This window comes from Kitasatospora sp. HUAS MG31 (assembly GCF_040571325.1).
In the GTDB taxonomy this organism is placed as follows: domain Bacteria; phylum Actinomycetota; class Actinomycetes; order Streptomycetales; family Streptomycetaceae; genus Kitasatospora; species Kitasatospora camelliae.
On record NZ_CP159872.1, the window covers coordinates 6,461,215 to 6,485,891 of the forward strand.

The 24,677-nt window shown below is 74.6% G+C and carries 24 protein-coding genes and 1 pseudogene; 21 read left to right on the plus strand and 4 right to left on the minus strand.

Going from position 1 to position 24,677, the window contains the following annotated elements; genetic code table 11:
- The 10 genes from ABWK59_RS28855 to ABWK59_RS28900 all read left to right on the plus strand — a co-directional run bounded on the left by ABWK59_RS28855 (position 1) and on the right by ABWK59_RS28900 (position 9,991).
- Complete coding sequence (locus tag ABWK59_RS28855; RefSeq protein WP_354643566.1) at positions 1–1,101, plus strand: quinone-dependent dihydroorotate dehydrogenase; 1,101 nt, start codon at positions 1–3, stop codon at positions 1,099–1,101.
- Between the two features lie 100 nt (positions 1,102–1,201).
- Positions 1,202–2,038 (plus strand): orotidine-5'-phosphate decarboxylase, encoded by an 837-nt coding sequence (gene pyrF, locus ABWK59_RS28860; protein WP_354643567.1) that lies wholly within the window; start codon positions 1,202–1,204, stop codon positions 2,036–2,038.
- Between the two features lie 223 nt (positions 2,039–2,261).
- On the plus strand, positions 2,262–2,588 hold the full coding sequence (mihF, locus tag ABWK59_RS28865) for an integration host factor, actinobacterial type (protein ID WP_033819202.1): 327 nt from the start codon (positions 2,262–2,264) through the stop codon (positions 2,586–2,588).
- A gap of 61 nt (positions 2,589–2,649) precedes the next feature.
- The gene (gene gmk / locus ABWK59_RS28870; protein ID WP_354643568.1) at positions 2,650–3,207 is read left to right on the plus strand and encodes a guanylate kinase; all 558 of its coding nucleotides are present in this window, start codon (positions 2,650–2,652) and stop codon (positions 3,205–3,207) included.
- Between the two features lie 62 nt (positions 3,208–3,269).
- Positions 3,270–3,536, plus strand: a complete 267-nt coding sequence (gene rpoZ / locus ABWK59_RS28875; protein WP_354643569.1) for a DNA-directed RNA polymerase subunit omega — start codon at positions 3,270–3,272, stop codon at positions 3,534–3,536.
- 163 nt (positions 3,537–3,699) lie between these two features.
- A complete protein-coding gene (gene coaBC / locus ABWK59_RS28880; protein WP_354643570.1) occupies positions 3,700–4,902 on the plus strand; it encodes a bifunctional phosphopantothenoylcysteine decarboxylase/phosphopantothenate--cysteine ligase CoaBC in 1,203 nt (400 codons plus the stop codon).
- A gap of 243 nt (positions 4,903–5,145) precedes the next feature.
- Complete coding sequence (gene metK, locus ABWK59_RS28885; protein ID WP_354643571.1) at positions 5,146–6,354, plus strand: methionine adenosyltransferase; 1,209 nt, start codon at positions 5,146–5,148, stop codon at positions 6,352–6,354.
- A gap of 152 nt (positions 6,355–6,506) precedes the next feature.
- The gene (locus ABWK59_RS28890; protein WP_354643572.1) at positions 6,507–8,579 is read left to right on the plus strand and encodes a primosomal protein N'; all 2,073 of its coding nucleotides are present in this window, start codon (positions 6,507–6,509) and stop codon (positions 8,577–8,579) included.
- Positions 8,580–8,679: 100 nt separating this feature from the next.
- Entirely contained in the window at positions 8,680–9,540 is an 861-nt protein-coding gene (locus ABWK59_RS28895; protein ID WP_354643573.1) for a hypothetical protein, read from the plus strand.
- 76 nt (positions 9,541–9,616) lie between these two features.
- Positions 9,617–9,991 carry a hypothetical protein gene (locus ABWK59_RS28900; protein WP_354643574.1) on the plus strand — a complete coding sequence of 125 codons (375 nt, stop codon included), beginning with the start codon at positions 9,617–9,619 and terminating at the stop codon, positions 9,989–9,991.
- A 106-nt stretch (positions 9,992–10,097) separates the two neighbouring features.
- Here the strand turns inward: ABWK59_RS28900 and ABWK59_RS28905 are convergent, their stop codons facing one another.
- Complete coding sequence (locus ABWK59_RS28905) at positions 10,098–10,622, minus strand: hypothetical protein (protein ID WP_354643575.1); 525 nt, start codon at positions 10,620–10,622, stop codon at positions 10,098–10,100.
- Positions 10,623–10,852: 230 nt separating this feature from the next.
- Here ABWK59_RS28905 and def point away from each other — a divergent pair, with 230 nt between their 5' ends.
- From def to ABWK59_RS28920, 3 genes are all read left to right on the plus strand, one after another.
- The gene (def, locus tag ABWK59_RS28910; RefSeq protein WP_354643576.1) at positions 10,853–11,398 is read left to right on the plus strand and encodes a peptide deformylase; all 546 of its coding nucleotides are present in this window, start codon (positions 10,853–10,855) and stop codon (positions 11,396–11,398) included.
- Between the two features lie 27 nt (positions 11,399–11,425).
- Entirely contained in the window at positions 11,426–12,361 is a 936-nt protein-coding gene (gene fmt / locus ABWK59_RS28915; protein WP_354643577.1) for a methionyl-tRNA formyltransferase, read from the plus strand.
- A gap of 73 nt (positions 12,362–12,434) precedes the next feature.
- A complete protein-coding gene (locus ABWK59_RS28920) occupies positions 12,435–13,862 on the plus strand; it encodes an RsmB/NOP family class I SAM-dependent RNA methyltransferase (RefSeq protein ID WP_354643578.1) in 1,428 nt (475 codons plus the stop codon).
- 190 nt (positions 13,863–14,052) lie between these two features.
- Here ABWK59_RS28920 and ABWK59_RS28925 read toward each other — a convergent pair whose 3' ends face one another.
- Positions 14,053–15,042: an aldo/keto reductase gene (locus ABWK59_RS28925; RefSeq protein WP_354643579.1), complete on the minus strand. Its 990-nt coding sequence runs from the start codon at positions 15,040–15,042 to the stop codon at positions 14,053–14,055.
- Between the two features lie 357 nt (positions 15,043–15,399).
- Here ABWK59_RS28925 and ABWK59_RS28930 point away from each other — a divergent pair, with 357 nt between their 5' ends.
- Both ABWK59_RS28930 and ABWK59_RS28935 read left to right on the plus strand, forming a co-directional pair.
- The gene (locus tag ABWK59_RS28930; RefSeq protein ID WP_354643580.1) at positions 15,400–16,305 is read left to right on the plus strand and encodes an AurF N-oxygenase family protein; all 906 of its coding nucleotides are present in this window, start codon (positions 15,400–15,402) and stop codon (positions 16,303–16,305) included.
- A 68-nt stretch (positions 16,306–16,373) separates the two neighbouring features.
- Positions 16,374–17,006: a C39 family peptidase gene (locus tag ABWK59_RS28935; RefSeq protein ID WP_420492955.1), complete on the plus strand. Its 633-nt coding sequence runs from the start codon at positions 16,374–16,376 to the stop codon at positions 17,004–17,006.
- A gap of 54 nt (positions 17,007–17,060) precedes the next feature.
- Here the strand turns inward: ABWK59_RS28935 and ABWK59_RS28940 are convergent, their stop codons facing one another.
- The gene (locus ABWK59_RS28940) at positions 17,061–17,915 is read right to left on the minus strand and encodes an SCO6745 family protein (RefSeq protein WP_354643581.1); all 855 of its coding nucleotides are present in this window, start codon (positions 17,913–17,915) and stop codon (positions 17,061–17,063) included.
- Positions 17,916–18,124: 209 nt separating this feature from the next.
- On the opposite strand from ABWK59_RS28940, the gene rpe reads away from it, so the two are divergent.
- From rpe to ABWK59_RS28955, 3 genes are all read left to right on the plus strand, one after another.
- Positions 18,125–18,808 (plus strand): ribulose-phosphate 3-epimerase, encoded by a 684-nt coding sequence (gene rpe, locus ABWK59_RS28945; protein WP_354643582.1) that lies wholly within the window; start codon positions 18,125–18,127, stop codon positions 18,806–18,808.
- A gap of 151 nt (positions 18,809–18,959) precedes the next feature.
- Positions 18,960–19,823: an alpha/beta hydrolase gene (locus ABWK59_RS28950; protein WP_354643583.1), complete on the plus strand. Its 864-nt coding sequence runs from the start codon at positions 18,960–18,962 to the stop codon at positions 19,821–19,823.
- Between the two features lie 76 nt (positions 19,824–19,899).
- A complete protein-coding gene (locus tag ABWK59_RS28955; RefSeq protein WP_354643584.1) occupies positions 19,900–20,859 on the plus strand; it encodes a pirin family protein in 960 nt (319 codons plus the stop codon).
- 25 nt (positions 20,860–20,884) lie between these two features.
- On the opposite strand, the pseudogene ABWK59_RS28960 reads toward ABWK59_RS28955, so the two are convergent.
- A pseudogene (locus ABWK59_RS28960) lies at positions 20,885–21,722 on the minus strand (SDR family oxidoreductase).
- A gap of 103 nt (positions 21,723–21,825) precedes the next feature.
- Between ABWK59_RS28960 and sigJ the strand changes: the two are divergent.
- The 3 genes from sigJ (at position 21,826) to ABWK59_RS28975 (ending at position 24,635) form a co-directional block, all read left to right on the plus strand.
- Complete coding sequence (sigJ, locus tag ABWK59_RS28965) at positions 21,826–22,701, plus strand: RNA polymerase sigma factor SigJ (RefSeq protein ID WP_354643585.1); 876 nt, start codon at positions 21,826–21,828, stop codon at positions 22,699–22,701.
- A gap of 218 nt (positions 22,702–22,919) precedes the next feature.
- Positions 22,920–23,291, plus strand: coding sequence for a DUF4267 domain-containing protein (locus ABWK59_RS28970; RefSeq protein ID WP_354643586.1), 372 nt, complete (start codon positions 22,920–22,922; stop codon positions 23,289–23,291).
- 360 nt (positions 23,292–23,651) lie between these two features.
- A complete protein-coding gene (locus ABWK59_RS28975; RefSeq protein WP_354643587.1) occupies positions 23,652–24,635 on the plus strand; it encodes an Acg family FMN-binding oxidoreductase in 984 nt (327 codons plus the stop codon).
- Positions 24,636–24,677: the final 42 nt, after the last annotated feature.

Genomic DNA, 24,677 nt, shown 5'->3' on the forward strand with positions numbered 1-24,677 from the left:
GTGTACAAGCTCCTGTTCGACCTGGTCTTCAAGAAGATGGACCCGGAGAAGGCCCACCACCTCGCCTTCTTCTGGATCCGGCTGGCGGCCTCGGTGCCGGGCCTGCGCTCGCTGGTCCGCCTGGTGCTGGCCCCGCGCGACCCCCGGCTGCGGACCACCGCCCTCGGCCTGGACCTGCCCGGACCGGTCGGCCTCGGCGCCGGCTTCGACAAGAACGGCGTCGGCATCGACGGCCTGTCCATGCTGGGCTTCGACTTCGTCGAGATCGGCACCGTCACCGGCGAGGCCCAGCCGGGCAACCCGGCGCCGCGGCTGTTCCGCCTGGTCGAGGACCGGGCCCTGATCAACCGGATGGGCTTCAACAACGACGGCTCCGAGAAGGTCGCCGCCCGTCTCGCCGCCCGCCCGCACACCACCTCCACCCCGGTGATCGGCGTCAACATCGGCAAGACCAAGGTGGTCGACGAGGCCGACGCCACCGAGGACTACCTCAAGTCCGCCCGCCGCCTGGCGCCGTACGCCGACTACCTGGTGGTCAACGTCTCCTCCCCGAACACCCCCGGGCTGCGCAACCTGCAGGCCGTCCAGGTGCTCGGCCCGCTGCTGTGGGACGTCCGCAAGGCCGCCGACGAGGTCACCGGCCACCATGTCCCGCTGCTGGTGAAGATCGCCCCCGACCTGGCCGACGAGGACATCGACGAGATCGCCGACATGGCCCTCCACCTGGGCCTGGACGGCATCATCGCGACCAACACCACGATCGGCCGCGAGGGCCTCAGGGAGTCCGCCGAGCGGATCGAGGAGATCGGCACGGGCGGCCTGTCCGGCGCCCCGCTGAAGGCCCGCTCGCTGGAGGTCCTGCAGCGGCTGCGCGCCCGCACCGAGGGCCGGCTGGCGATCGTCTCGGTCGGCGGCATCGAGACCGCGGACGACGCCTGGCAGCGGATCGTCCACGGCGCCGACCTGGTCCAGGGCTACAGCGCGTTCATCTACGAGGGGCCGTTCTGGATGCGGCGCCTGCACAAGGGCCTGGCGGCCCGCCTGCGGGCCAGCGGGTACGCCACCGTCGCCGAGGCCGTGGGCACCGCCAAGGCGGTCTGACCGGCCGCCGCCGCCCCTGCCCGTCCCCTCCCCACCGAGCTCTCCACCGAGGCGGTCGGTGCCCACCCGGCCGACCGACCGCCGCCACCGGAAGGACCCCATGACCCTCGCCCCCTTCGGCACCCGCCTGCGCCACGCCATGGACACCCGCGGCCAGCTCTGCGTGGGCATCGACCCGCACGCCTCCCTGCTGACCGCCTGGGGCCTGGGCGACGACCTGGCCGGCCTGGAGACCTTCTCCCGGACGGTGGTCGAGGCGCTGGCCGACCGGGTTGCCGTGCTCAAGCCGCAGGCGGCCTTCTTCGAGCGGTTCGGCTCCCGGGGCGTCGCCGTCCTGGAGCGCTGCACGGCCGAGGCCCGCGCCGCCGGCGCGCTGGTGGTGATGGACGCCAAGCGCGGCGACATCGGCTCCACCATGGCCGCCTACGCCGAGGCGTTCCTGGCCGAGGGCAGCCCGCTGTTCTCGGACGCCCTGACGGTCAGCCCCTACCTGGGCTTCGGCTCGCTGCAGCCGGCCGTGGACCTGGCCCGGGCGAACGGCTGCGGCCTGTTCGCGCTGGCGCTCACCTCCAACCCGGAGGGCCACGAGGTGCAGCGCGCCACCGGGGCCGACGGACAGAGCGTGGCCCAGGGCGTCCTGCGCCGGCTCGCGGCCGAGAACGCCGGCGCCGAGCCGCTCGGGTCCTTCGGCGCGGTGGTCGGCGCCACCCTGACCGAGGCCGGGGCGGACCTGGCGATCAACGGCCCGCTGCTGGCCCCCGGCGTGGGCGCCCAGGGCGCGACCGCGGCCGACCTGCCCCGGGTCTTCGGCGACTCCGTCCGCAACGTGCTGCCCAGCGTCAGCCGCGACGTGCTGAAGCACGGTCCGTCGGTCGCGGCGCTCCGCGAGGCGGCCCAGCGCTTCGTCGAGGATGTGAGCACCGTCACAAAGCTGTGACCCCGGCGGCCTGATTTGCCCGAAAAGTCCTGGCTCTGGCATGGCTGACCAGGACTTTTCGTGTTCTTTTCCTGACGTGGCGGCCTAAGTTGGGTAGTGTCCGGCGGTAGGTCGCCGAAGGGCGGCGGTTTCGGCCGCTTCCCGCAGGTCAGAAGCCTGTGTTCGGTGGCCGGGCACAACCAGTCATAGCTCATCCCTTCCATCCACACCTGAGGTGAACGGCGTGGCTCTTCCGCCCCTTACTCCTGAACAGCGCGCCGCCGCGCTCGCCAAGGCCGCCGAGGCTCGGCGGAAGCGTGCCGACGTCAAGAACCGGCTCAAGCACTCCGGCGCCTCGCTGCACGACGTCATCAAGGCCGGCAAGGCCGACGACGAGGTCATCGGCAAGATGAAGGTCTCCGCCCTGCTGGAGTCCCTGCCGGGCGTCGGCAAGGTCCGCGCCAAGCAGATCATGGAGCGTCTCGGCATCTCCGAGAGCCGTCGCGTGCGCGGCCTCGGAACGAACCAGATCGCCTCGCTGGAGCGGGAGTTCGGCGGCGCTGCCTCCTGATTCCACTGCCAGGTGGCACCCGGTGGTCTCCGGAACGTCCGCGATCCGGGATAATCGGTGCATGAGTGAACGTCCGCGGCTGACCGTGCTCTCCGGCCCTTCGGGGGTCGGCAAGAGCACGGTCGTCGCTCATATGAGGAAGCAGTACCCCGAGGTCTGGCTCTCGGTGTCGGCGACGACCCGCCACCCGCGGCCCGGCGAGAAGGACGGGGTCCAGTACCACTTCGTCGACAACGACCAGTTCGACAAGCTGGTCGCCAACGGCGAACTGCTGGAGTGGGCCGTCTTCGCCGGCAACCGCTACGGCACGCCGCGCCAGGCCGTCCTGGACAAGCTCGAACGCGGCGAGCCGGTGCTGCTGGAGATCGACCTGCAGGGCGCGCGGCAGGTGCGCGAGTCGATGCCCGAGGCGCAGCTGGTCTTCCTGGCTCCGCCGAGCTGGGACGAGCTGGTCCGCCGGCTCACCGGCCGGGGTACCGAGCCGCAGCACGTGATCGAGCAGCGGCTGGAGGCCGCCAAGGTCGAGCTGGCCGCCGAGCCCGAGTTCGACACGACCCTTGTCAACACCTCCGTCGAAGAGGTAGCGGCCGAACTGCTAGCCTTGCTCGGTGTAGCCTGACCGGATCCGCTCCGTGAGCTGGTGGAGCAGGTCCGACCCATACTTTCTCGGAAGGTTCTAGCGTGTCCTCTTCGATGACCGCGCCTGAGGGCATCATCAACCCGCCGATCGATGAGCTCCTCGAGGCCACCGACTCCAAGTACAGCCTGGTGATCTACGCGGCCAAGCGTGCCCGCCAGATCAACGCGTACTACTCGCAGCTCGGCGAGGGCCTGCTGGAGTACGTCGGCCCCCTGGTCGACACCCACGTGCACGAGAAGCCGCTGTCGATCTCGCTGCGCGAGATCAACGCCGGCCTGCTCACGGCCGAGGCCATCGAGGCTGCCTGAGCCCGCTCGTGAGGGCCCGTCGGAGTTCGCTCCGGCGGGCCCTCACGCATGTCCGGACGCGGGTCCGCCGCCCGGTACCCGCTGTGGTCACCGCGACATCGCGCCGGGCGTCTGAAGGGTCGTAAGGTGGGCCACGACCCCACCCCAAGGAGAACTGGCCACCATGACCGCCCCCCGTGTCGTCCTCGGCGTCAGCGGCGGCATCGCCGCGTACAAGGCCTGTGAGCTGCTGCGACGGCTGACCGAGTCCGGGCACGCGGTGACCGTGGTGCCGACCGCCGCGGCGCTGCAGTTCGTCGGCGAGGCCACCTGGGCCGCGCTCTCCGGACGGCCCGCGGCCACCGAGACCTGGGAGAGCGTGCACGAGGTCCCGCACGTGCGGATCGGCCAGAACGCCGACCTGGTGGTGGTCGCCCCGGCCACCGCCGACCTGATGGCCAAGGCCGCCCACGGCCTGGCCGACGACCTGCTCACCAACACCCTGCTCACCGCCCGCTGTCCGGTGGTGTTCGCCCCGGCCATGCACACCGAGATGTGGGAGCACCCGGCCACCCAGGAGAACGTCGCCACCCTGCGCCGGCGCGGCGCGATCGTCCTGGAGCCCGCCGTCGGCCGGCTCACCGGGGTGGACACCGGCAAGGGCCGGCTGCCCGAGCCCGCCGCGATCTTCGAGGCCTGCCGCCGGGTGCTCGCCCGGGGCTCCCTGGAGCGCGACCTGGCCGGCCGGCACGTGGTGGTCTCCGCCGGCGGCACCCGCGAGCCGCTCGACCCGGTCCGCTTCCTCGGCAACCGCTCCTCCGGCAAGCAGGGGTACGCGCTGGCCGCCACCGCCGCCGCCCGCGGTGCCCGGGTCACCCTGCTGTCGGCCAACGCCGAGCTGCCCGACCCGGCCGGGGTGGACGTGGTCAGGGTCTCCACCGCGCTGCAGCTGCGGGAGGCCGCGCTGAAGGCCGTGGTCGACGCGGACGTGGTGGTGATGGCCGCCGCCGTCGCCGACTTCCGGCCCGCCGAGTACGCCAGCGGCAAGATCAAGAAGGTGGAGGGGGTCGAGCCCGCCCCGGTCGCCCTGGTGCGCAACCCCGACATCCTCGCCGAGCTCTCCGCCCACCGGGCCCGCCCGGGCCAGCTGGTGGTCGGCTTCGCCGCCGAGACCGACGACGCGCTCGCCAACGGCCGCGCCAAGCTCGCCCGCAAGGGGTGCGACCTGCTGGTGGTGAACGAGGTCGGCGAGACCAAGGTGTTCGGCCGGGACACCAACGCCGCGGTCGTGCTCGGCGCGGACGGGGCGGAGGTCCACGTCCCGGACGGACCGAAGGAGGCGTTGGCCGACCGGGTCTGGGACGAGGTCGCGGCCCGGCTCGCCTGAGGCCGGGCGGGCGTTCGGCGGGCGTCCGGCAGGCGTTCCACCGGGTCCTCGCGCGGGCCTCCGCGCGGGCCCTCCGGCTGGGCCTCTGGCTGGGCCGATAGGGGTGCGGTACTGGTCTCATTAACGGGTGCGGGAGTGCCCGTCGGAGGCGGGTGACCGTTACACTCCAGGAATCAAAGTCTTTCCGGATGTCTCGGGCTTCGAGGCATTCAGTCAGCAGCCGCTGCAACCCCAGGGAGCGCTGTGTCTCGCCGCCTGTTCACCTCGGAGTCCGTGACCGAGGGTCACCCCGACAAGATCGCTGACCAGATCAGCGACACCATCCTGGACGCCCTCCTGCAGGAGGACCCGACCTCGCGCGTGGCCGTGGAGACGCTGATCACCACCGGTCTGGTGCACATCGCCGGTGAGGTGACCACCAAGGCGTACGTGCCGATCGCGCAGCTCGTCCGGGACAAGATCCTCGCGATCGGCTACGACAGCTCCAAGAAGGGCTTCGACGGCGCCTCCTGCGGCGTGTCGGTCTCGATCGGCTCGCAGTCCCCGGACATCGCCCAGGGTGTGGACACCGCCTACGAGGCGCGCGTCGAGGGTGACGACGACCACCTGGACAAGCAGGGCGCCGGCGACCAGGGCCTGATGTTCGGCTACGCCTGCGACGACACGCCCGAGCTGATGCCGCTGCCGATCACCCTGGCGCACCGCCTGTCGCGCCGGCTGTCCGAGGTCCGCAAGAACGGGACCATCCCGTACCTGCGCCCCGACGGCAAGACCCAGGTCACCATCGAGTACGACGGCGACAAGGCCGTCCGCCTCGACACCGTGGTGGTCTCCTCGCAGCACGCCAGCGACATCGACCTGGAGTCGCTGCTGACCCCGGACATCCGCGAGTTCGTGGTGGAGCCGGAGCTGAAGGCGCTGGCCGACGAGGGCATCAAGCTGGTGACCGAGGGCTACCGCCTGCTGGTCAACCCGACCGGCCGCTTCGAGATCGGCGGCCCGATGGGCGATGCCGGCCTCACCGGCCGCAAGATCATCATCGACACCTACGGTGGCTACGCCCGCCACGGCGGCGGCGCCTTCTCGGGCAAGGACCCGTCCAAGGTGGACCGCTCAGCGGCGTACGCCATGCGGTGGGTCGCGAAGAACATCGTGGCGGCCGGGCTGGCGCGGCGGGCCGAGGTGCAGGTCGCTTACGCGATCGGCAAGGCGGAGCCGGTGGGCCTGTTCGTGGAGACCTTCGGGACGGAGACCGTTCCGGTGCTCACCATCCAGAAGGCCGTGACCGACGTGTTCGACCTGCGGCCGGCGGCGATCATCCGTGACCTGGACCTGCTGCGGCCGATCTACGCGCAGACGGCGGCGTACGGGCACTTCGGGCGCGAGCTGCCGGACTTCACCTGGGAGCGGACCGACCGGGTCGAGGAGCTGAAGAAGGCCGTCAACTCCTGACGTCCGACTGCTGAGGCGGTGGTTCCCTTCGGGGGGCTGCCGCCTCTGGCGTTTCCGGGGGTGGCCGAGTGCCTCGGGTTCGGCGGGGCGCTCGGGGTGTCGGTGGGGTCGGTTATGTTGGCGGGGCGGGGGTACGGCGGTTCGGAGGGCGGATGAGCGGCGGGAACGGGGCCGGGGAGCAGCTGGCGTTCATCCGGGAGACGGTGCGGAAGGCCAGGCCGCGGGTGGCCGCGCGGAAGGTGGAGACGGCGGCGGAGCTGCCGGTGGCGCGGGTGCTGGTGGACAAGGGCGTGCTCAGCCTGGACCAGTACTTCGACTACGCGGTGCCCGCCGCGATGGCGGAGGAGGCCCAGCCGGGCGTCCGGGTGCGGGTGCGGTTCGGCGGCCGGGTGGCCGCGTCGGGCCGTCGTGAGGGCGGGGCGCTGCACGACGGTTTCATCGTGGAGCGCCGGGCGTCCTCGGACTACGCCGGTCCGCTGGCCCCGCTGGCGCGGGTGCTGTCGCCGGAGCGGGTGCTGACCCCGGAGCTGCTGCGGCTGTGCCGGGCGGTGGCGGACCGCTACGCGGGCACCCTGGCGGACGTGCTGCAGCTGGCCGTTCCGCCGCGGCACGCGGGTGCCGAGGCGGAGCCGTCCCCGCGGCCGCTGCCGCCGCCGCCGGCCGCGCCGGAGCCGGGGAGCTGGGCGCGCTACCCGCAGGGGCCGGCGTTCCTCGGGTCGCTGGCGGCGGGTCACGCCCCGCGCGCGGTGTGGACGGCGCTGCCGGGTCCGACCTGGCCGCAGGAGATCGCCCGGGCGGTGGCGGCGGCGCTGGCGTCGGGCCGCGGGGCGCTGGTGGTGCTGCCGGACGGCCGGGCGGTGGCCCGGGTGGACGCGGCGCTGACCGAGCTGCTGGGGGAGGGGCGGCACGCGGTGCTGGCCGCGGAGGCGGGCCCGCAGGAGCGGTACCGGCGCTGGCTGGCGGTGAGCCGCGGGTCGGTGCGCGCGGTGGTCGGTACCCGGGCGGCGATGTTCGCGCCGGTGCGGGAGCCGGGCCTGATCGTGGTGTGGTCGGACGGCGACGGCAGCCACAGCGACCTGAACGCGCCGTACCCGCACGTCCGCGAGGTGGCGCTGCTGCGGGCCGCGGAGGAGGGTGCGGGGGTGCTGCTGGGCGGGCTGTCGGCCACGGTGGAGGCGGCGCAGCTGCTGCACACCGGCTGGGCGCGCCCGCTGGCGGCCGAGCGGGAGACCGTCCGTGCGGTGGCGCCGCGGGTGCGGACGGTGACCGACCAGGACCAGGGGCGGGACGCGGCGGCCCAGGCGGCCCGGTTGCCCACGGTGGCGTGGGAGGTGGCGCGCGAGGCGCTGACCCGGGGCCCGGTGCTGATCCAGGTGCCGCGCCGCGGGTACGTGCCGAGCCTGGCGTGCGGGCGGTGCCGGGCGCCGGCGCGCTGCCGGCCCTGCGGCGGGCCGATGCAGTCCTCCGGGGCGGACGTGCCGCTGTCCTGCGTGTGGTGCGGTACGTCGGAGCCGGACTGGCACTGCCCGGAGTGCGGATCGTTCCGGCTGCGGGCGCAGGTGGTCGGGGCGCGGCGGACGGCGGAGGAGCTGGGCAAGGCGTTCCCCCGGGTGCCGGTGCGCACCTCGGGCCGGGAGTCGGTGCTGCCGGGCGTGCCCGGGACGCCGGCACTGGTGATCTCCACCCCGGGGGCCGAGCCGGTGGCCGAGGGCGGGTACGCGGCGGCGCTGCTGCTGGACGGCTGGGCGCTGCTGAACCGTCCGGACCTGCGGGCGGGGGAGGAGGCGCTGCGGCGGTGGCTGACGGCGGCGTCGCTGGTGCGTCCGGCGGCGGAGGGCGGCACGGTGGTGGTGGTCGCGGAGCCGACGGCCCGTCCGGTGCAGGCGCTGGTCCGCTGGGATCCGGCCGGTTTCGCGGCGATGGAGCTCCAGGAGCGGGCCCAGCTGCGCTTCCCGCCGGTGTCGCGGATGGCGTCGGTGACGGGTTCGCCGGCGGCGGTGGCCGACCTGCTGGGGCTGGTCCGGCTGCCGGAGGGCGCGGACGTGCTGGGGCCCGTCCCGGTGCCGGGCGCCCGGGGCGAGGAGGTGGAGCGGGCGCTGCTGCGGGTCTCCCCCGGCCAGGGCGCGGCCCTGGCCACCGCCCTGAAGGCGGCGCAGATCGCCCGGCTCGCGCTGCGCACCGCGGACCCGGTCCGGATCCGGATCGACCCGCTGGACATCGGCTGACGGGCAGGCCGGCGGCCGACGGGCGGACGGTCGGCCGAGGGTGATCAAGGCGTGATCGCCGGGTTGTCGGACGGTATCCGCTGGTCACTAGGGTGTGCGCGTGGCGAACAGCGATCATGACCTGAACCCCTCCCGGCCGGACGGCGAGGACGGCGACCCCTGGAACGTGGTACTCGACGAGGACTTCGTCCGGGCCGCCTCCGTGAAGGAGCCCGCCCACCCCGGGATGCCGAAGCCCCCGGTCAAGCGGGTGTGGCCGCGCAACGCGGGTCTCGCGCTGGGCGCCGCGGCGCTGACCTTCCTCGCCGTCCGGTTCCTCGGCCCCGCCGACGAGCCGACCACCACGGCCGGCCCGGTCGCGGTCTCCGCCGCGTCGACGGCCACGGCCTCCGGCACGACGGCGCCGTCCGGTTCCGCCGTACCGTCCGGTTCCGCCGCGTCCGGAGCGGTCCGGCCGATGATCCCGCTGGCCGAGGTGTTCCCCGCCGAGGTGAAGGGTGCCGACGGCGCGGTCTACACCAAGGTGGGCGCCGCGGTGCTGAAGAGCTGCACCGAGCCCGACTCGGTCGGTCCCACGCTGATCGCGATGATCAACAAGAGTCACGGGTGCCTCGGACACCAGGTGGCGCTCTACAAGGACGCCCGGAACAACCAGTTCAACCTGTCGGTCTTCACCATGAAGGACCCGGTCGACACGGCGACCCTGGTGATGCGGCTGAGCGAGGCCTTCGACGACTACCAGGTCGGCGCCCAGGCCCCGCCGCCCGGCTCCGGCCTGCCGACCCTGGCGGCCGACAGCGGCATGGTGCAGGGGTTCTCCGGCGTGGGCCGGTCGATGGTGGTCGGCCTCGGCCAGTGGTCCGACGGGCGGGTCGCCGACTACCAGCAGCTGGTCGGACGGCTCACGCCGCTGCTGGACGGGGTCACCGAGAAGGCCGTCGCGTACGAGACCGCGCCCTGACGGCCGGGGCTGCCCGGGAGAAACGGCTGTGACGGGACCATGGTCAGGTCTCGGGTCTGCCCCTAGGGTGTGGGCCGTGCCGATCAGTGACCGTGGCCCCGCCGGGCGTGACGGGCCGGAGGACGACCCGTGGGACGTCGTGCTGGACGAGGAGTTCGTCCGGGCGGCGACCATCAAGGAGCCCGCGTACCCCCGGCCGGCGCGACCGGCGGAGGACGGCGGGCGGAGCCGGTGGGGAGCCGTGCTCGTCGGGGCGGTGTTCGCGCTGGCCGTGCTGCTGGTGCTCGCCCTCGTCCTGGTCGACCGGTACGCCGACGCGGTGCCGTCGCCCGTGCCGACCGCCGTCACGGCCTCGGCCGCACCGGGCGTGACGGCCCCCGCGGCCGCGAGTGCCCCGGCCGACCCCGCCCGCTCGGCCCTCCGGATGCCGCGGCAGTCCCCGGTCAAGTGAACGTCGCCCCGCACCACCGCGCCTGCGGCCTGGCGACCTCTGCCCCGCCGGCCGCGGCCTGACCGCGCACCCCGGACGGGGGCGGCAGACCGCGGTCCGGCGGCCGTCAGCGGGAGATTCGGGCGCCCTGCGGGGTCAGACCGCCCTGGCGGGCCTGCGGGACGGAACGGGCCAGCGGCTTCGGCACCTCCTCCCGGGCCGGCGGCACGGCCTCCGGGGCCACCCGGTCGTCCCGCGGGGTGCCCGGGGCGGGCACGGTGGCGGCCGCGAGCAGCTCGCCGGCCGGGCGCCGCATCCCGTAGCGGCGGTGCACCGCCTGCTTGGTCACCCCGAGCGCGGAGCCCACCGAGTCCCAGGAGAAGCCCAGCGCCCGGTCGAACTCCACCGCCGCCGCGACCAGCGTCTCCACGCTCTCCCGCAGCTCCTGGGCGAGGCGGACGGTGGGCGCGGGCGCCCGCCCGTACACCACGAAGCCCGCGGAGGTGGACGGCCGCCGGGGCCGGTAGACGTTCCCCAGCTGGGCGGTGAGCGTCCGCAGCGCGTCCACCTGCCGACGCACCCGCTCGATGTCCCGCACCAGCAGGTGCAGGCTCGCCCTCGCCCGGGCGTCGTGGTTGATCTGCTCGGCCATGGCCTGTTGCCACCTCTCCGTACCGTGCCGGGCCCCGCCCCGCCCGGGGCGGGGAGGGAGGGACACCGCGGCGTCCCGGTCAATTCCACTTGACCAACGCCCGACCGGGGGCCGGGGTCACGCGCCCGGGGGAGTCCGGATGTGCCGAGCCCGGCCTGAGGGGCGGCGCGGATTGCATAGACTGCCTGGTGATCAGCGTCCACCCCCGACCAGGACAGGAGAACGCCGACATGGCCGTCCAGCCGATCCGGATATTCGGCGACCCGGTGCTGCGCACCAAGGCCAAGCCGGTGACCACCTTCGACAAGGAGCTCCGCCGCCTGGTGAAGGACCTCACCGACACCATGCTGGAGGCCCCCGGCGCCGGCCTCGCCGCGCCCCAACTCGGGGTCTCCCTGCGGGTGTTCACCTACAACGTGGACGGCGTGGTGGGCCACCTGATCAACCCGGACCTGTCGCTCACCGAGGAGGAGCAGGACGGCCCCGAGGGCTGCCTGTCGCTGCCCGGCCTGCAGTTCGACACCAAGCGGGCGTACGGCGTGGTCGCCAAGGGCTGGAACATGCACGGCGACCCGGTCACCGTCGAGGGCACCCAGCTGCTCTCCCGCTGCATCCAGCACGAGACCGACCACCTGGACGGCATCATCTTCATCGACCGCCTGGACCGCGAGGCCAGGAAGGCCGCCATGAAGGCGATCCGGGACTCCGACTGGGGGGACGGCCCCGCGCCGACCGTCCGGATCTCCCCGCACGCCACCTTCGGCCCCGTCCGCTGACCCGAACCCCGCTCGAAAGGCTCCGAATTGCGCCTCGTCTTCGCCGGCACCCCCGAGGTCGCCGTCCCCGCCCTGGACGCCCTGCTGGCCTCCGGCCGGCACGAGGTCGTCGCGGTGGTCACCCGCCCCGACGCCCCCGCCGGCCGCGGCCGCCGCCTGGTCGCCAGCCCGGTCGCCCAGCGCGCCGAGGAGGCCGGCATCGAGGTGCTCAAGCCGGAGAAGCCGAGCGATCCGGACTTCCTCGCCCGCCTCACCGAACTCGCCCCCGACTGCTGCCCGGTGGTCGCGTACGGCGCCCTGCTGCGCCCCGGCGCGCTGGAGATCCCGGCGCACGGCTGGGTGAACCTGCACTTCTCGCTGCTGCCAGCCTGGCGCGGCGCGGCCCCCGTGCAGCACGCGGTGCTGGCCGGCGACGAGGTCACCGGCGCCTCCACCTTCCGGATCGAGCAGGGCCTGGACTCCGGCCCGGTCTTCGGCGTGGTCACCGAGGAGATCCGGCCCGGCGACACCAGCGGCGAGCTGCTCACCCGGCTCTCCCACTCCGGCGCCCGGCTGCTCGCCGCCACCATGGACGGCATCGAGGACGGCTCGTTGCACGCCGTGCCGCAGCCCGCCGACGGCGTCACCCTGGCCCCCAAGATCAACGTCGAGGACGCGCACGTCGACTGGGCCCACCCGGCCCTCAGGATCGACCGGCTGGTCCGCGGCTGCGCCCCCGCCCCCGGCGCCTGGACCGTCTTCCGCGGCGAGCGCCTCAAGCTCTCCGGCCCGGTCACCCTGCTCACCGACCGCTCCGAACTGGCTCCCGGCGAGCTGGCCGTGGCGAAGAACAGCGTCCGGGTCGGCACCGGCAGCCACGAGGTCGAGCTGGGCGAGGTCCAGCCGCAGGGCAAGAAGCCCATGCGCGCGGCAGACTGGGCCCGAGGGGTCCGGATCGAGTCCGGCGAACGGCTCGGCGACTGACCCGGGTCCTCCCCAACCCGCAGCCCCACCCGTCCCACCCACTGATTCCGCAGCACCTTACCGAGGCACCACCGTGACCACTCCCAGCGCCAAGCGCGCCCCCCGCCCGCACCGCCGCCCCAAGAAGGACCCGGCCCGGATCGTCGCCTTCCGCGCCCTGCGGGCCGTCGACGAGCGCGACGCCTACGCCAACCTGATCCTCCCCTCGCTGCTGCGCGAGGCCGAGCAGAAGGGCATGGACCGCCGCGACGCCGCCCTGGCCACCGAGCTGGTCTACGGCACCCTCCGGCTCCAGGGCACCTACGACGCGATCATCGCCGCCTGCATCGACCGGCCGCTGCGCGAGGTCGACCCGCCGGTCCTCGACGTTCTCTCGCTCGGCGCCCACCAGCTGCTCGCCACCCGCATCCCCAGCCACGCCGCCGTCTCCGCCACCGTGGAACTGGCCCGGGTGGTGCTCGGCGACGGCCGCGCCAAGTTCGTCAACGCCGTCCTGCGCCGGATCAGCGCCCACGACCTCGACACCTGGGTCGAGCAGGTCGCCCCGCCGTACGAGGTCGATGCCGAGGACCACCTGGCCGTGGTCCACTCCCACCCGCGCTGGGTGGTCTCCTCGCTCTGGGACGCGCTCGGCCGCTGGCAGCCCGACGCCTCCGGACGGACGGCCGTCGAGGAACTGCTGCGCGCCGACAACGACCGGCCCGAGGTCACCCTGGTCGCCCGCCCCGGCCGGGCCACCGCCGAGGAGCTGGCCGCCGCCCTGCCCGAGTCCCTCCCCGGCCGCTGGTCCCCGTACGCCGTCCGGCTCGCCGAGGGCGGCGACCCCGCCGGACTGGACGCCGTCCGGGAGAACCGGGTGGGCGTGCAGGACGAGGGCAGCCAGCTGGTCGCCCTCGCACTGGCCGCCGCCCCGCTGGACGGCCAGGACCGCCTCTGGCTGGACGGCTGCGCCGGCCCCGGCGGCAAGGCCGCCCTGCTCGGCGCCCTCGCCGCCGAGCGCGGCGCCGCCCTGGTCGCCTCCGAGAAGCAGCCGCACCGGGCCCGCCTGGTCGCCCGCGCCCTCGCCGGCAACCCCGGCCCGTACACCGTGATCGCCGCCGACGGCACCCGCCCGGCCTGGCAGCCCGGCAGCTTCGACCGGGTCCTGGTCGACGTGCCCTGCTCAGGCCTCGGCGCGCTGCGCCGCCGGCCCGAGGCCCGCTGGCGCCGCCGCCCCGAGGACATCGCCGGGTTCGGCCCGCTCCAGCGCGAGCTGCTGCGCGGCGCGATCGCGGCCGCCCGCCCCGGCGGCGTGGTCGGCTACGCCACCTGCTCCCCGCACCTGGCCGAGACCCGCGCCGTGGTCGAGGACGTGCTGCGCGAGCAGCCCGGGGTGGAGTGGATCGACGCCCGTCCGCTGCTCCCCGGCCTGCCCGGACTCGGTGAGGGGCCGGACGTCCAGCTCTGGCCGCACCTGCACGGCACCGACGCGATGTACCTGGCCCTGCTGCGCCGGGTCTGAACCGCCACGGCCGGTGTCCGGGGCCCCTCCTGACGGTCCGTCGGGAGGGGCCCCGGGCCGTACCGGAGGGTCGCTATGCGGGCACGGGGGGATGCTGGACAGAGCGGCATGCGATGGACGCCGGTTCGAGGAGGAGGTGGTCGCCGCCCCGGGCGAAGGGGAGACGACCGCCGTGCGTACGGCTACCTGATCACCAGGCGAAGGCCTCCGGGGACGGCCCCGGTCCGGGGAAGATCGCGTCCAGTCCGGCCAGCACCTCCTCGCTCAGCTCCAGCTCCAGCGCCCGCAGGGCGCTCTCCAGCTGCCCGGCGGTGCGCGGGCCGACGATGGGTCCCGTCACTCCCGGCCGGGTGAGCAGCCAGGCCAGGGCGGCCTCGCCGGGCTGCAGGCCGTGCTTGTCGAGCAGGTCCTCGTACGCCTGGATCTGCGCCCGTGTCGAGCTGTCGGCCAGCGCGTCCGCGGCCCGTCCGGAGGCGCGGCGGCCGCCCTCGACCTCCTTCTTGATGACCCCGCCGAGCAGGCCGCCGTGCAGCGGGGACCACGGGATGACGCCGAGGCCGTAGTCCTGGGCGGCCGGGATGACCTCCATCTCGGCCCGCCGCTCGGCGAGGTTGTAGAGGCACTGCTCGCTGACCAGGCCGAGCATCCCGCGCCGGGCGGCCGTCTCGTTGGCCTGGGCGATCTTGTAGCCGGGGAAGTTGGAGGAGCCCGCGTAGAGGATCTTGCCCTGCCGGATGAGCACGTCGACGGCCTGCCAGATCTCCTCGAAGGGGGTCAGCCGGTCGATGTGGTGGAACTGGTAGACGTCGATGTGGTCGGTCTGGAGCCGCTTGAGGCTGGCTTCGACGGCCCGGCGGATGTTCAGCGCCGACAGCCGGTCCTCGTTCGGCCAGGTCCCGCCCTCGCGGGACATGGAGCCGTAGACCTTGGTGGCCAGGACCGTCTTCTCGCGCCGGCCACCGCCCTGGGCGAACCAGGAGCCGATGATCTCCTCGGTGCGGCCCTTGTTCTCGCCCCACCCATACACATTGGCGGTGTCGACGAAATTCAGACCTGCGTCGAGGGCGGCGTCCAGGATGCCGTGGCTGGTCGGTTCGTCGGTCTGCGGACCGAAGTTCATCGTGCCGAGGGCGAGTCGGCTGACCTTGAGTCCGGTGCGTCCGAGCTGCGTGTACTTCATGGGACCCAAGCCAACTGCTTCGAGTCCACTCCAGGCAAGAGCGGCCCGCGGCAGCCCTCGATTCATGCACATCGCGTTGACGGATCGACGGCCGGACCGGCCGGGGACGGGCTGCGGGACGACGACCCATCGGTCCACCAGGCGTCGTCCTTCCGGCGCGGTCCGGCGGCCCGGGAGGATCTCGTCCAGCCGCTCCAGCGTCTTCTGGTCCCGCGTCACCCCCAGCGCCCGGGGCGGGCTCCGTGTCGTGGGGCCTCGGGGCGGGAAGATCCGTGCCGGTGTTATTGACGCGGTGTCTAATTGCTTCTACCTTCTCGCCAGGGGCCGACCAGCGACCAGCGACCGAAGGAGCCGAGGATGGCGATGACCGAGCGCAGAGCACTGCCGAAGGCCGAGCAGCGACGGAAGACCGCCGAACGGCTGCTCGCCTCCTCGGCCAAGCTGTCCTTCGACCCGCTGACGGACGTGGACTGGGCCGCCGAGCCCGTCCCCGGCGCGTACTACGCGCCCCCGAACCGCGTCTCGCTCTACGGCACCGCCCTGTGGGAGCGGCTGGACGAGGAACAGCGGATCGAACTCAGCAAGCACGAGGTCGCGAGCATCGCCAGTGTGGGCATCTGGTTCGAGGAGATCCTCATGCAGATGCTGCTCCGGCACGCCTTCGACCGGGACCCGACCTCCGCCCACGTGCAGTACGCGCTCACCGAGATCGCCGACGAGTGCCGGCACTCGGTGATGTTCGCCCGGATGATCTCGAAGATGGGCGCCCCCGCGTACGGCCCCGGCCGGGTCGCCCACGAGCTCGGACGGTTCTTCAAGACCACCTCCACGCACAGCCAGACCTTCGGCGGCACGATGTACGTCGAGGAGATCCTGGACTCCTTCCAGCGCGAGATGATGGTCGACGAGACCCTCCAGCCGCTCACCCGGCAGGTCTCCCGGATCCACGTGATCGAGGAGGCCCGGCACATCACCTACGCCCGCGAGGAGCTGCAGCGCGAGGAGCTGGGCCCGGTGCGGCGCCAGTACGAGCAGCTGCTGCTCGGCCTGGTGATCTACGTGTCCACGGTCCGCCTGGTGCACCCGCGGGTGTACGCGGCGGTCGGGATCGACCCGGCGGAGGGCAGGCGGGCCGCCGCGGCCAACCCGTACTGGCGGGCCACCAAGCGGGAGATGGCCGGCAAGGCGATCGGCGTGCTGGAACGGGCCGGTCTGGTCGGACGCACCAACCGGTGGCTGCTGCGGCGGGCGGGGGTGCTGTAGCGCCGGGCGTGCCGGAGGGGCCTGCCGGGGTGCTGGAGGGGCGGGCGGCGGACCGATACGCCAAGATGATGGACGTGGCCCAGCCGATCATCCATCAGGTCCCCTACTACTCGCAGTGGGAGTCGCCCCAGCTCGTCCCGGACATCCTGGACGGCACCCTGCGGGCCGCCGACGACCCGTTCTGGGAACGGTCCGGGGCGCCCAGCGAGGAGGAGTACGAGTACTGGTCCTGGCGGGTGTGCGGGATGGCGTGCCTGCGGATGGCGCTCGACTACTGGTGGGGCGTCGCCCCGGCCACCGTCCGGCTCGCCGAGGAGTGCCTGGAGGCCGGGGCGTACGTGCGGCACCCCGACGGCCGGCTCGACGGGCTGATCCACGGGCCGTTCGCCGCGTACGCGGGCCGGCGCTGGGGCCTGCACGCGGAGGCCAGGTCGCCGCTGCCGCCCGGGGAGATCGCCGACCACCTGGCGGCCGGGCGGCTGCCGATCCTCTCCGTGCACCCCGCGATCCGCACCCTCGACCCGCAGCCCCCGCGGCGCGGCGGGCACCTGGTCCTGGCGGTCGGGGCCACCGAGCACGAACTGCTGATCCACAACCCCTCCGGGTTCCCGGACCGCTCCCAGGCCGCCGCCCGGGTGCCGTGGGCGGACCTGCCGCGGTTCTACGCGGACCGCGGCATCGTCCTCGGCCCGCCGGCCTGAGAGTCCGCCGCGGCCTGAGAGCCCGCCAGCCTGAGGGCCGCGGGCGGCCGGCGGTCAGCTCGCGGTGGGCAGGCCGATCGGGTTGAGCGGGGGCAGGTCGGCGCGGCAGGCGGTGGAGATCGGCCGCAGCGCGGTGGCGAGCTCGTCCAGTTCGGTCCGGTGGAAGCCGGACCAGACCCGGGAGGCGGCGAGGTCGGTGGCGGCCTCCAGGGCGCGGTGCCGGGAGCGGCCCTCGGTGCTGATCGCGCCCTCCGGGGTGAGCCAACCGCCTTCGGTGAGGCGGGCGGTGGCGGCGTCCCACTCCTCGTCCGTCCACCCGCGGTGCGGCTGGAGCACCTCGCGGCGGGTGTCCAGCGCGCAGCGCAGCACCAGCGCCTCGCAGCCGTCCAGCCCCTCCGCGACCAGGGCCGCCACGTGCCCGTCGCCGCGGTGCTCGCGCAGCACGGTGGTGGCCTGCCAGAGCCGGGCGAGGTGGCCCTCGGGCCGGGACAGGGCGGCGTTCGCGGCGGCCAGCACCCGTCCCGAACAGTCCAGCCCGTCCACGGCCCGCTCCAGCAGCTCCACCGAGCGCTCGACCAGCTCCGGGCGGACCGTCTCCAGCACCCGCTCCAGCGCCCCCGTCGCGCCCTTGACCCGGGCGGTCAGCGCGACCTCCGGGGTGGCCCTGGTCCACACGTCCGGCAGGGCCCGTTCGACCATCTGCGGCGCGAAGTTGAAGAACGCGGCCACCACCGGCGCCGCGTCCACCGGCCCCAGCGGGGCGGACCGGCCGCCGAAGTAGCCGCGCCAGTACCCGCGCAGCCCGACCGCCTCGTACGCCGCCCTGCCCTCGGGCGAGAAGTAGGTGAGGGCGTGGACCGGTTCGAAGAGCCACCACAGCGCGCGTGCGGGGTGCACCAGCTCGGCCATCGGACACCTTTCTCGGAGCCGGGTCGCGGCGCTCGCGATCCCGAGGTCGCGTCGGGCCGGAGCGGGAGGGGATCGGGTGCTCGGGCCTGACGCGGGTCACGGGGTGGCGGTGCCGCACACGCCCGGTCGGCGTCCCGTCGGCGTCCCGAGAGATGATGGACCGGGGTGGCAGTACCGCCGCCCGCACCGAGTCGTGAAGGTACCCGCAGATGGCGCAGATCAATCCCAGCATCCTGTCCGCCGACTTCGCCCGGCTGGCCGACGAGGCCGAGGCCGTCCGTGGCGCCGACTGGCTGCACGTGGACGTGATGGACAACCACTTCGTCCCCAACCTCACGCTCGGCGTCCCGATCGTCGAGTCGCTGGCCCGCGCCACCACCACCCCGCTCGACTGCCACCTGATGATCGAGCAGCCCGACCGCTGGGCCCCGCAGTACGTCGAGGCGGGCGCCGGCTCGGTCACCTTCCACGCCGAGGCCGCCGCCGCGCCCGTCCGGCTGGCCCGCGAGATCCGGGCCAAGGGCGCCCGCGCCTCGATGGCGCTCAAGCCCGGCACCCCGATCGAGCCGTACGAGGACCTGCTGCCCGAGCTGGACATGGTCCTGATCATGACGGTCGAGCCCGGCTTCGGCGGCCAGGCGTTCCTGGAGATCATGCTGCCGAAGATCCGCCGCACCCGGGAGCTGATCGACAAGCACGGCCTCGACCTGTGGCTGCAGGTCGACGGCGGCGTGGCCGCGAGCACCATCGAGCGGTGCGCCGAGGCGGGCGCGGACGTCTTCGTCGCGGGCTCGGCCGTGTACGGCGCCAAGGACCCGGCCGAGGCCGTCCGCGCGCTGCGGGCCCAGGCCGAGGCGACCATCGCCACGGCGCCCTGGGCCTGCCGGCACTGACGTCGACGCCGTGTTCGCCGGCCCGAAGGCTGTACCGGTGCTGTGACGGGGGTGTCGCCGGGCCGGGACCCGGCGCTCCGTAGAGTGCTGCCCACACGATCGCGGGAGGGCAGGGGCGTTGGCGGGGACCGGGGATGACGGTGCGTCACAGGTGCGGCTCGGCCGGCGCCGGCTGTTGCAGGCGCTGGCGGTCGTGGGGGTCGGCGGCGTCGCGGTCGGCGGCGCGGTGGTCGAGGACGTCCTGCCCGGCGGATCCCGGCTGCGCCGCGCCGTCGGCATGACCGGGCCGGACGGCACGGTGCCCGCCGTCACGCCCGGACCGGTCCGCACCACCACCGTCGCCTCGGCCGCCCGCGGCCGCGAGGTGCGGATGAGCGTCATCTCGCCGCCCGGGGGCGGGGGCGGTGACCTTCCGGTCTGCCTGGTCCTGCACGGACGCGGCGGGTCGGCCCAGGGCATGCTCGACCTCGGGCTGCCGCGGTTCCTCGCCGCCGCGGCCGGCGCCGGGGTCCCGGCCTTCCGGATGGTCGCCGTCGACGGCGGCGACGCCACCTACTGGCACCGCCGCACCCCCGGCGACGACCCGATGGCCATGCTGCTCGACGAACTCCCGGTCTGGCTCGGGAAGGAGGGCCTGCCGGAGCCCACGCTGGCCCTCGGCATCTCCATGGGCGGCTCCGGCGTCCTGCGGTACGCGCGGACCCGCCCGGGCGGGCTCGCCGGGGCCGCCCTGCTCAGCCCGGCCCTGTTCCGCAGCTGGCCGGACGCCCGGACCGTGGACGGCTTCGCCGACGAGGCCGACTGGCGCGAGCACGAGCCGCTGCTCCACCTCGACCGGCCGCTGCCGCGGCGGCTCGGCGTCTGGTGCGGCACCGAGGACCCGTTCTGCCCGGCCGTCCGCGAGCTCACCGGACGGGCCACCGAGAGCCACCTCCCGCGCGGCGCCCACACCGACGGCTTCTGGCGGCGGGTGCTGCCGGAGGCGCTCGCCTTCCTCGGCCGTACCCCGCGCTGAGCGGCCGGTCGGCCCGCGTCCGACACGCTCGGGCGGTACGCGGGCGGCCCGGTCCGGCTGATGAATACTCGACCGCATGAGCAACCTCGACCTGAGGCCGAAGCCGACCAGCTGCGGGCACGAGGCGGCCGGCGGCCCGCGCAAGGACCTGCTGACCGGACGGCTGGTGCCGCTGGGGGAGTCCACGGTGGTACGGCGGCTGCTGCCGACCCTGGGCCGGCGGATGGTCGGCGCCTGGTGCTTCGTCGACCACTACGGCCCCGACGACATCGCCGACGAACCCGGGATGCAGATCCCGCCCCACCCCCACATGGGCCTGCAGACCGTCAGCTGGCTGCACGAGGGCTCGATCCTGCACCGGGACAGCCGCGGCAGCCTGCAGACCGTCCACCCGTACGAACTCGGGCTGATGACCTCCGGCCGGGCCATCGCCCACTCCGGGGAGTCGCCCCGCGAGCACGCCCGCCACCTGCACGGCGCCCAGCTCTGGGTCGCCCTGCCGGACGCCCACCGGCACACCGCCCCCGCCTTCGAGCACCACGCCGAGCTGCCGACCGTCACCGCGGACGGCCTCGCCGCCAAGCTCATCCTCGGCACCCTCGACGGCGCCACCTCACCCGGCACCACCTACTCCGCCCTGGTCGGCGCCGACCTGACCCTCCGCGAGGACGCCGAGCACCGGCTGCCGCTCGACCCCGGGTTCGAGTACGCGGTGCTCTCCATGACCGGCGGCGTCGACGTGGACGGCGTCCGGGTCGAGCCAGGCTCGATCCTCTACCTCGGCTGCGGCCGCCGCGAACTCCCCCTCCTGGCCCGCACCGACGCCTCCCTGCTGCTCCTCGGCGGCGAGCCCTTCGAGGAGGAGCTGGTGATGTGGTGGAACTTCATCGGCCGCACCGGCGAGGAGATCGCCCAGGCCCGCCGGGACTGGATGACCGGCACCCGCTTCGGCGAGGTCCACGGCTACGACGGCGACCGCCTCGACGCCCCGGACCTCCCGCCCGTCCCGCTCAAGCCGCGCGGGCGCGAGCGCTGACCCCGGGTGGCGTCCGGCGGGCGGGTCAGTGGGGGAGGCGCTCGGCGAGGAAGGACTCCCAGGTGCGGTGGCCGAGGGTGGCGCCGGTGAGGGTGAGGTTGTCGCCGGCGCGGTAGGCGCGGCCCGGCTTGCCGGGCAGGCGGACCGGCAGGGTCGGGCGCCGCTTGCCGACGGCCCGCAGGTAGGCCTGGCCGAGCTCCGCCAGGCCGTACACCCGGGGGCCGGCCAGGTCGGGCACCAGGCCGGCGGACCCGGCCGAGCGTCAGCTCGACGATCCGGTCGGCCACGTCGCGGACGTCCACCGGCTGGAGCCGGAGCCCGCCCGGCGCCGGCAGGACCGGCAGCTTCGCCATCTTCTCGACCACGGTGAGGACCAGGTCGTGGAACTGGGCGGCGCGCAGCGTGGTCCACCCGATCCCCGACCCGGCGACCGCCTGCTCGGCCGCCAGCTTGCTCCGCAGCCACGCCAGCGGCACCCGGTCGGCGCCGATGACGGAGATGGACACCAGGTGCCCGACGCCGGCCCGCCGCGCGGCCCGGACCAGGTTCCGGGTCGCCACGTCGTCGCCCTTGGGCCCGCCCGCCAGGTGGAGGACGGTGCCGGCCCCCGCGACGGCGGCCTCGACGCCCTCGTCCCGGAGGAGGTCGCCGGCCAGGTACACGACGCCGTCCGCTGCCGGGTGGGGGTGCCGGCTGAGCACCCGTACCTCGTGGCCGGCGGCCCGCAGCAGGGGGACGACGCGGCGGCCGAGCGTCCCGGTGCCGCCGGTGACCAGGATGGTGCCGGTGGGGGTGGCCGTGGTCCCGGTCGCGGTGGTGCGGTCCGCGGGGGTCCGGTCCGCGGCGGCGGTGGTGTCCGACATCGTCTTCTCCGTTTCGGCCGTCCGGAAGTCGATCTCCCGGCAAGATCGTTCGCAGGGGGATGGGTCTGTCGGTATGACCCGCCGCGAGGAAGGGATGTGACACATGGACCGGAGTGCGGGTCTGCTGCAGCGTTTCGAGGAGCACCGGCCGCGGCTGCGCGCGGTGGCCTACCGGATGCTCGGCTCGCTCAGCGAGGCCGAGGACGCCGTCCAGGAGGCGTGGCTGCGCCTCGACCGCACCGACGCGAGCACGGTGGAGAACCTCGGCGGGTGGCTCACCACCGTGGTGGGCCGGGTCTGCCTGAACCTGCTGCGTGCCCGGGAGACCCGGCGCGAGGATCCGCTGGAGCTGCGGATGCCCGACCCCGTGGTCAGCCCGGCGGACGGCGTCGATCCCGAGCAGGAGGCGCTGCTCGCCGACTCGGTGGGGCTGGCGCTGCTGGTGGTCCTGGAGACGCTGGGCCCGGCCGAGCGGCTGGCCTTCGTGCTGCACGACATGTTCGCCGTGCCCTTCGAGGAGATCGCCGCCCTGCTGGAGCGCTCCCCGGCCGCGACCCGGCAGCTGGCCAGCCGGGCCCGCCGCCGCGTCCAGGGGCAGGCGCCGGTGCCCGACCCCGACCTGGCGCAGCAGCGCCGGGTCGTGGACGCCTTCTTCGCCGCCGCGCGGGACGGCGAGTTCGAGGCCCTGGTCTCGGTGCTCGACCCCGACGTGGTGCTGCGCTCCGACGCCGGCACCGGCATCTCGGTGCTGCTCAACGGCGCCCGGACGGTGGCGGGCCAGGCGGTGCTGTACGCGAAGCTGGCGCCGTTCGTCCGCCCGGCGCTCATCAACGGCGCCGCGGGCGTGGTGGTGATCGGGGAGGACCGCCGCTGGTCGATCATGGCCTTCACGGTCACGGACGGGCGGATCGTGGCCATCAACGTGCTGACCGACCCGGAGCGGCTCGCCGCGCTCGACCTGTCGGCGGTGGGCGACTGAGTCCTCGCCGCGCTCGGCGCGGCGGACGGGGAGGCGGGTGAGGGGCCGGGTGGCCGGGTCGCCGGGTGGCCCCTCACCCCGGCGAGCAGGGGCGCGTTCGCGCTCCCTGCGGTCCTGCATCGACATGTCGCGATTCTAGCGCCGCTAGTATTTCTGCCGATGTGCTGGTAGCGTCGTTTCCGTTCCTAGCGCCGCTAGATCCCGGAGGGGAAGCCATCATGCTCACGCCCATCGCCTACGGCCTGGCCATCGTCCTCGTGCTGCTCGCGATCCTCATCGGGGCCCGGTTCCTGCTCGTCCCGCAGGCCGCCGCCGCGGGCTACGGGGTCCCGGCCCGGCCGGGCGGCGACGCCGCGTACCTGACCATCAAGGGCCTGCGTGACCTGACCTCGGGCGTCATCGGCGCCGCCCTGCTCGCCTTCTCCGGCACCCACGCGGTCGGGTGGTACCTGCTCGCCGTCGCCCTCACCCCGCTCGGCGACACCGTCATCGTGCTGCGCCACGGCGGGACCAGGGCCGCCGCGTTCGGCATCCACTTCGCGACCGCGGTGGCGGTGGTGATCGGTGGCCTGCTGATGCTGGCGGTCTGACCCGGGGGTCCACCGCCTCTCCGGGGCCGGCCCGTTCGGGTCGGCCCCTTTCGGCGCGTCCTTCCGGTGTGCCGCGCGGGCCGGGTGCCCGGAACGGAGGGCGGGGAAATGGCCTGTGGAGCGGGCGAGTTGGGTGGATCGGCCGGTGCGGCCGACGCCCGCACGGGCGGGCAGGGCCTTTGGGCCCGGGACGGCGGGGACGGTTGGAGCGCCGGGCGGGGTCGTACGGCTCTCGGCGGTGGGCCCGGGGAGGCGGACGGTGGAGGTAGCGGTACCAGGTGGGTGGTCCGCGGATCCGCGGCCGTGAAGGCGCGCGGGTCGGTCGAGCCCGAGAGGAAGGAAGGGAAGGAGATGTCCACCATGACCGAGCCGTCGCTCACCCTGGCCGACCTGCGCCTGCTGGCCGCGGCCGGCGGCGCGGCGCCCTCCCTGCACAACAGCCAGCCGTGGCGGTTCCGGGCGACACCGGACCGGCGGGGCCTCGAGGTGTACGTGGACACCGCCCGCGCGGTGCCGGTGGCCGACCCCGACGGCCGGGCCCGGTACATCTCGGTCGGCGCCGCCCTGTTCAACCTGCGGGCCGCCGCCGCGCACCTGGGCCGCGGCGCCGTCGTCCGGCTGCTGCCCGACGCCGACCGGCCCGACCTGGCCGCCGTGCTCGACCTGCCCGGCCGGTCCCACCCGTGGGTCCCCGACCTGTACGCGGCGATCCCGCACCGGCACTCCAGCCGCCGGCCGTTCAGCAACCGCGACGTGCCGGAGGCCGTCCTCGGCGAGCTGGCCGAGGCCGCCCGGCGGGAGGGTACGCAGCTGACCGCGCTGGAGGAGGGCGAGGTCCGGCGGGTGCTCGCGCTCACCGCCGAGGCCGAACTGCGGATCGCCGGGGACCTGGCCCGCCAGGCGGAGGCCCGCGACTGGGTCCGGCTGGAGGCCCCCGCCACGGACGGCATCCCCGCCGAGGCCCTCGGCCCCGTCGACCACGACGCCCGGGTACCCATGCGCAGCTTCACCGGTCCGGCCCCCGAGCGGCCCTCGGAGCACTTCGAACCGCTGCCCCAGCTGTGCACCCTCGCCACCCACCTCGACCGCCCGCAGGACTGGCTCCGGGCCGGGCAGGCGCTGGAGCGGATCTGGCTGCTGGCCACCGTCCGCGGCGTCCGCGCCTCGGTGCTGCACCAGGCCGTCGAGTTCCCGGACACCCGCCGCCTGCTGCGCGACCCCGCCGAAGGCCCCGGGCACGTCCAGCTGGTCCTCCGGTTCGGCTACGGCCCGCCCGGGACGCCCAGCCCGCGCCGCCACCCGGCCGAGATCCTCGACCCGGGCGAGGAGCCGGCGGGGGAGTGACAGGCCCGGGGACGGGATCGGGGAGCAGAATCGAGGCGAGGG

Coding starts and splice junctions, on each gene's coding strand:
- pyrF (WP_354643567.1), top strand. CDS start 1,202: ATGACCCTCGCCCCCTTCGGCACCCGCCTGCGCCACGCCATGGACACC.
- gmk (WP_354643568.1), top strand. CDS start 2,650: ATGAGTGAACGTCCGCGGCTGACCGTGCTCTCCGGCCCTTCGGGGGTC.
- coaBC (WP_354643570.1), top strand. CDS start 3,700: ATGACCGCCCCCCGTGTCGTCCTCGGCGTCAGCGGCGGCATCGCCGCG.
- ABWK59_RS28890 (WP_354643572.1), top strand. CDS start 6,507: ATGAGCGGCGGGAACGGGGCCGGGGAGCAGCTGGCGTTCATCCGGGAG.
- ABWK59_RS28905 (WP_354643575.1), bottom strand. CDS start 10,622: ATGGCCGAGCAGATCAACCACGACGCCCGGGCGAGGGCGAGCCTGCAC.
- def (WP_354643576.1), top strand. CDS start 10,853: ATGGCCGTCCAGCCGATCCGGATATTCGGCGACCCGGTGCTGCGCACC.
- ABWK59_RS28925 (WP_354643579.1), bottom strand. CDS start 15,042: ATGAAGTACACGCAGCTCGGACGCACCGGACTCAAGGTCAGCCGACTC.
- ABWK59_RS28930 (WP_354643580.1), top strand. CDS start 15,400: ATGGCGATGACCGAGCGCAGAGCACTGCCGAAGGCCGAGCAGCGACGG.
- ABWK59_RS28935 (WP_420492955.1), top strand. CDS start 16,374: ATGGACGTGGCCCAGCCGATCATCCATCAGGTCCCCTACTACTCGCAG.
- ABWK59_RS28940 (WP_354643581.1), bottom strand. CDS start 17,915: ATGGCCGAGCTGGTGCACCCCGCACGCGCGCTGTGGTGGCTCTTCGAA.
- rpe (WP_354643582.1), top strand. CDS start 18,125: ATGGCGCAGATCAATCCCAGCATCCTGTCCGCCGACTTCGCCCGGCTG.
- ABWK59_RS28955 (WP_354643584.1), top strand. CDS start 19,900: ATGAGCAACCTCGACCTGAGGCCGAAGCCGACCAGCTGCGGGCACGAG.
- sigJ (WP_354643585.1), top strand. CDS start 21,826: ATGGACCGGAGTGCGGGTCTGCTGCAGCGTTTCGAGGAGCACCGGCCG.
- ABWK59_RS28970 (WP_354643586.1), top strand. CDS start 22,920: ATGCTCACGCCCATCGCCTACGGCCTGGCCATCGTCCTCGTGCTGCTC.
- ABWK59_RS28975 (WP_354643587.1), top strand. CDS start 23,652: ATGACCGAGCCGTCGCTCACCCTGGCCGACCTGCGCCTGCTGGCCGCG.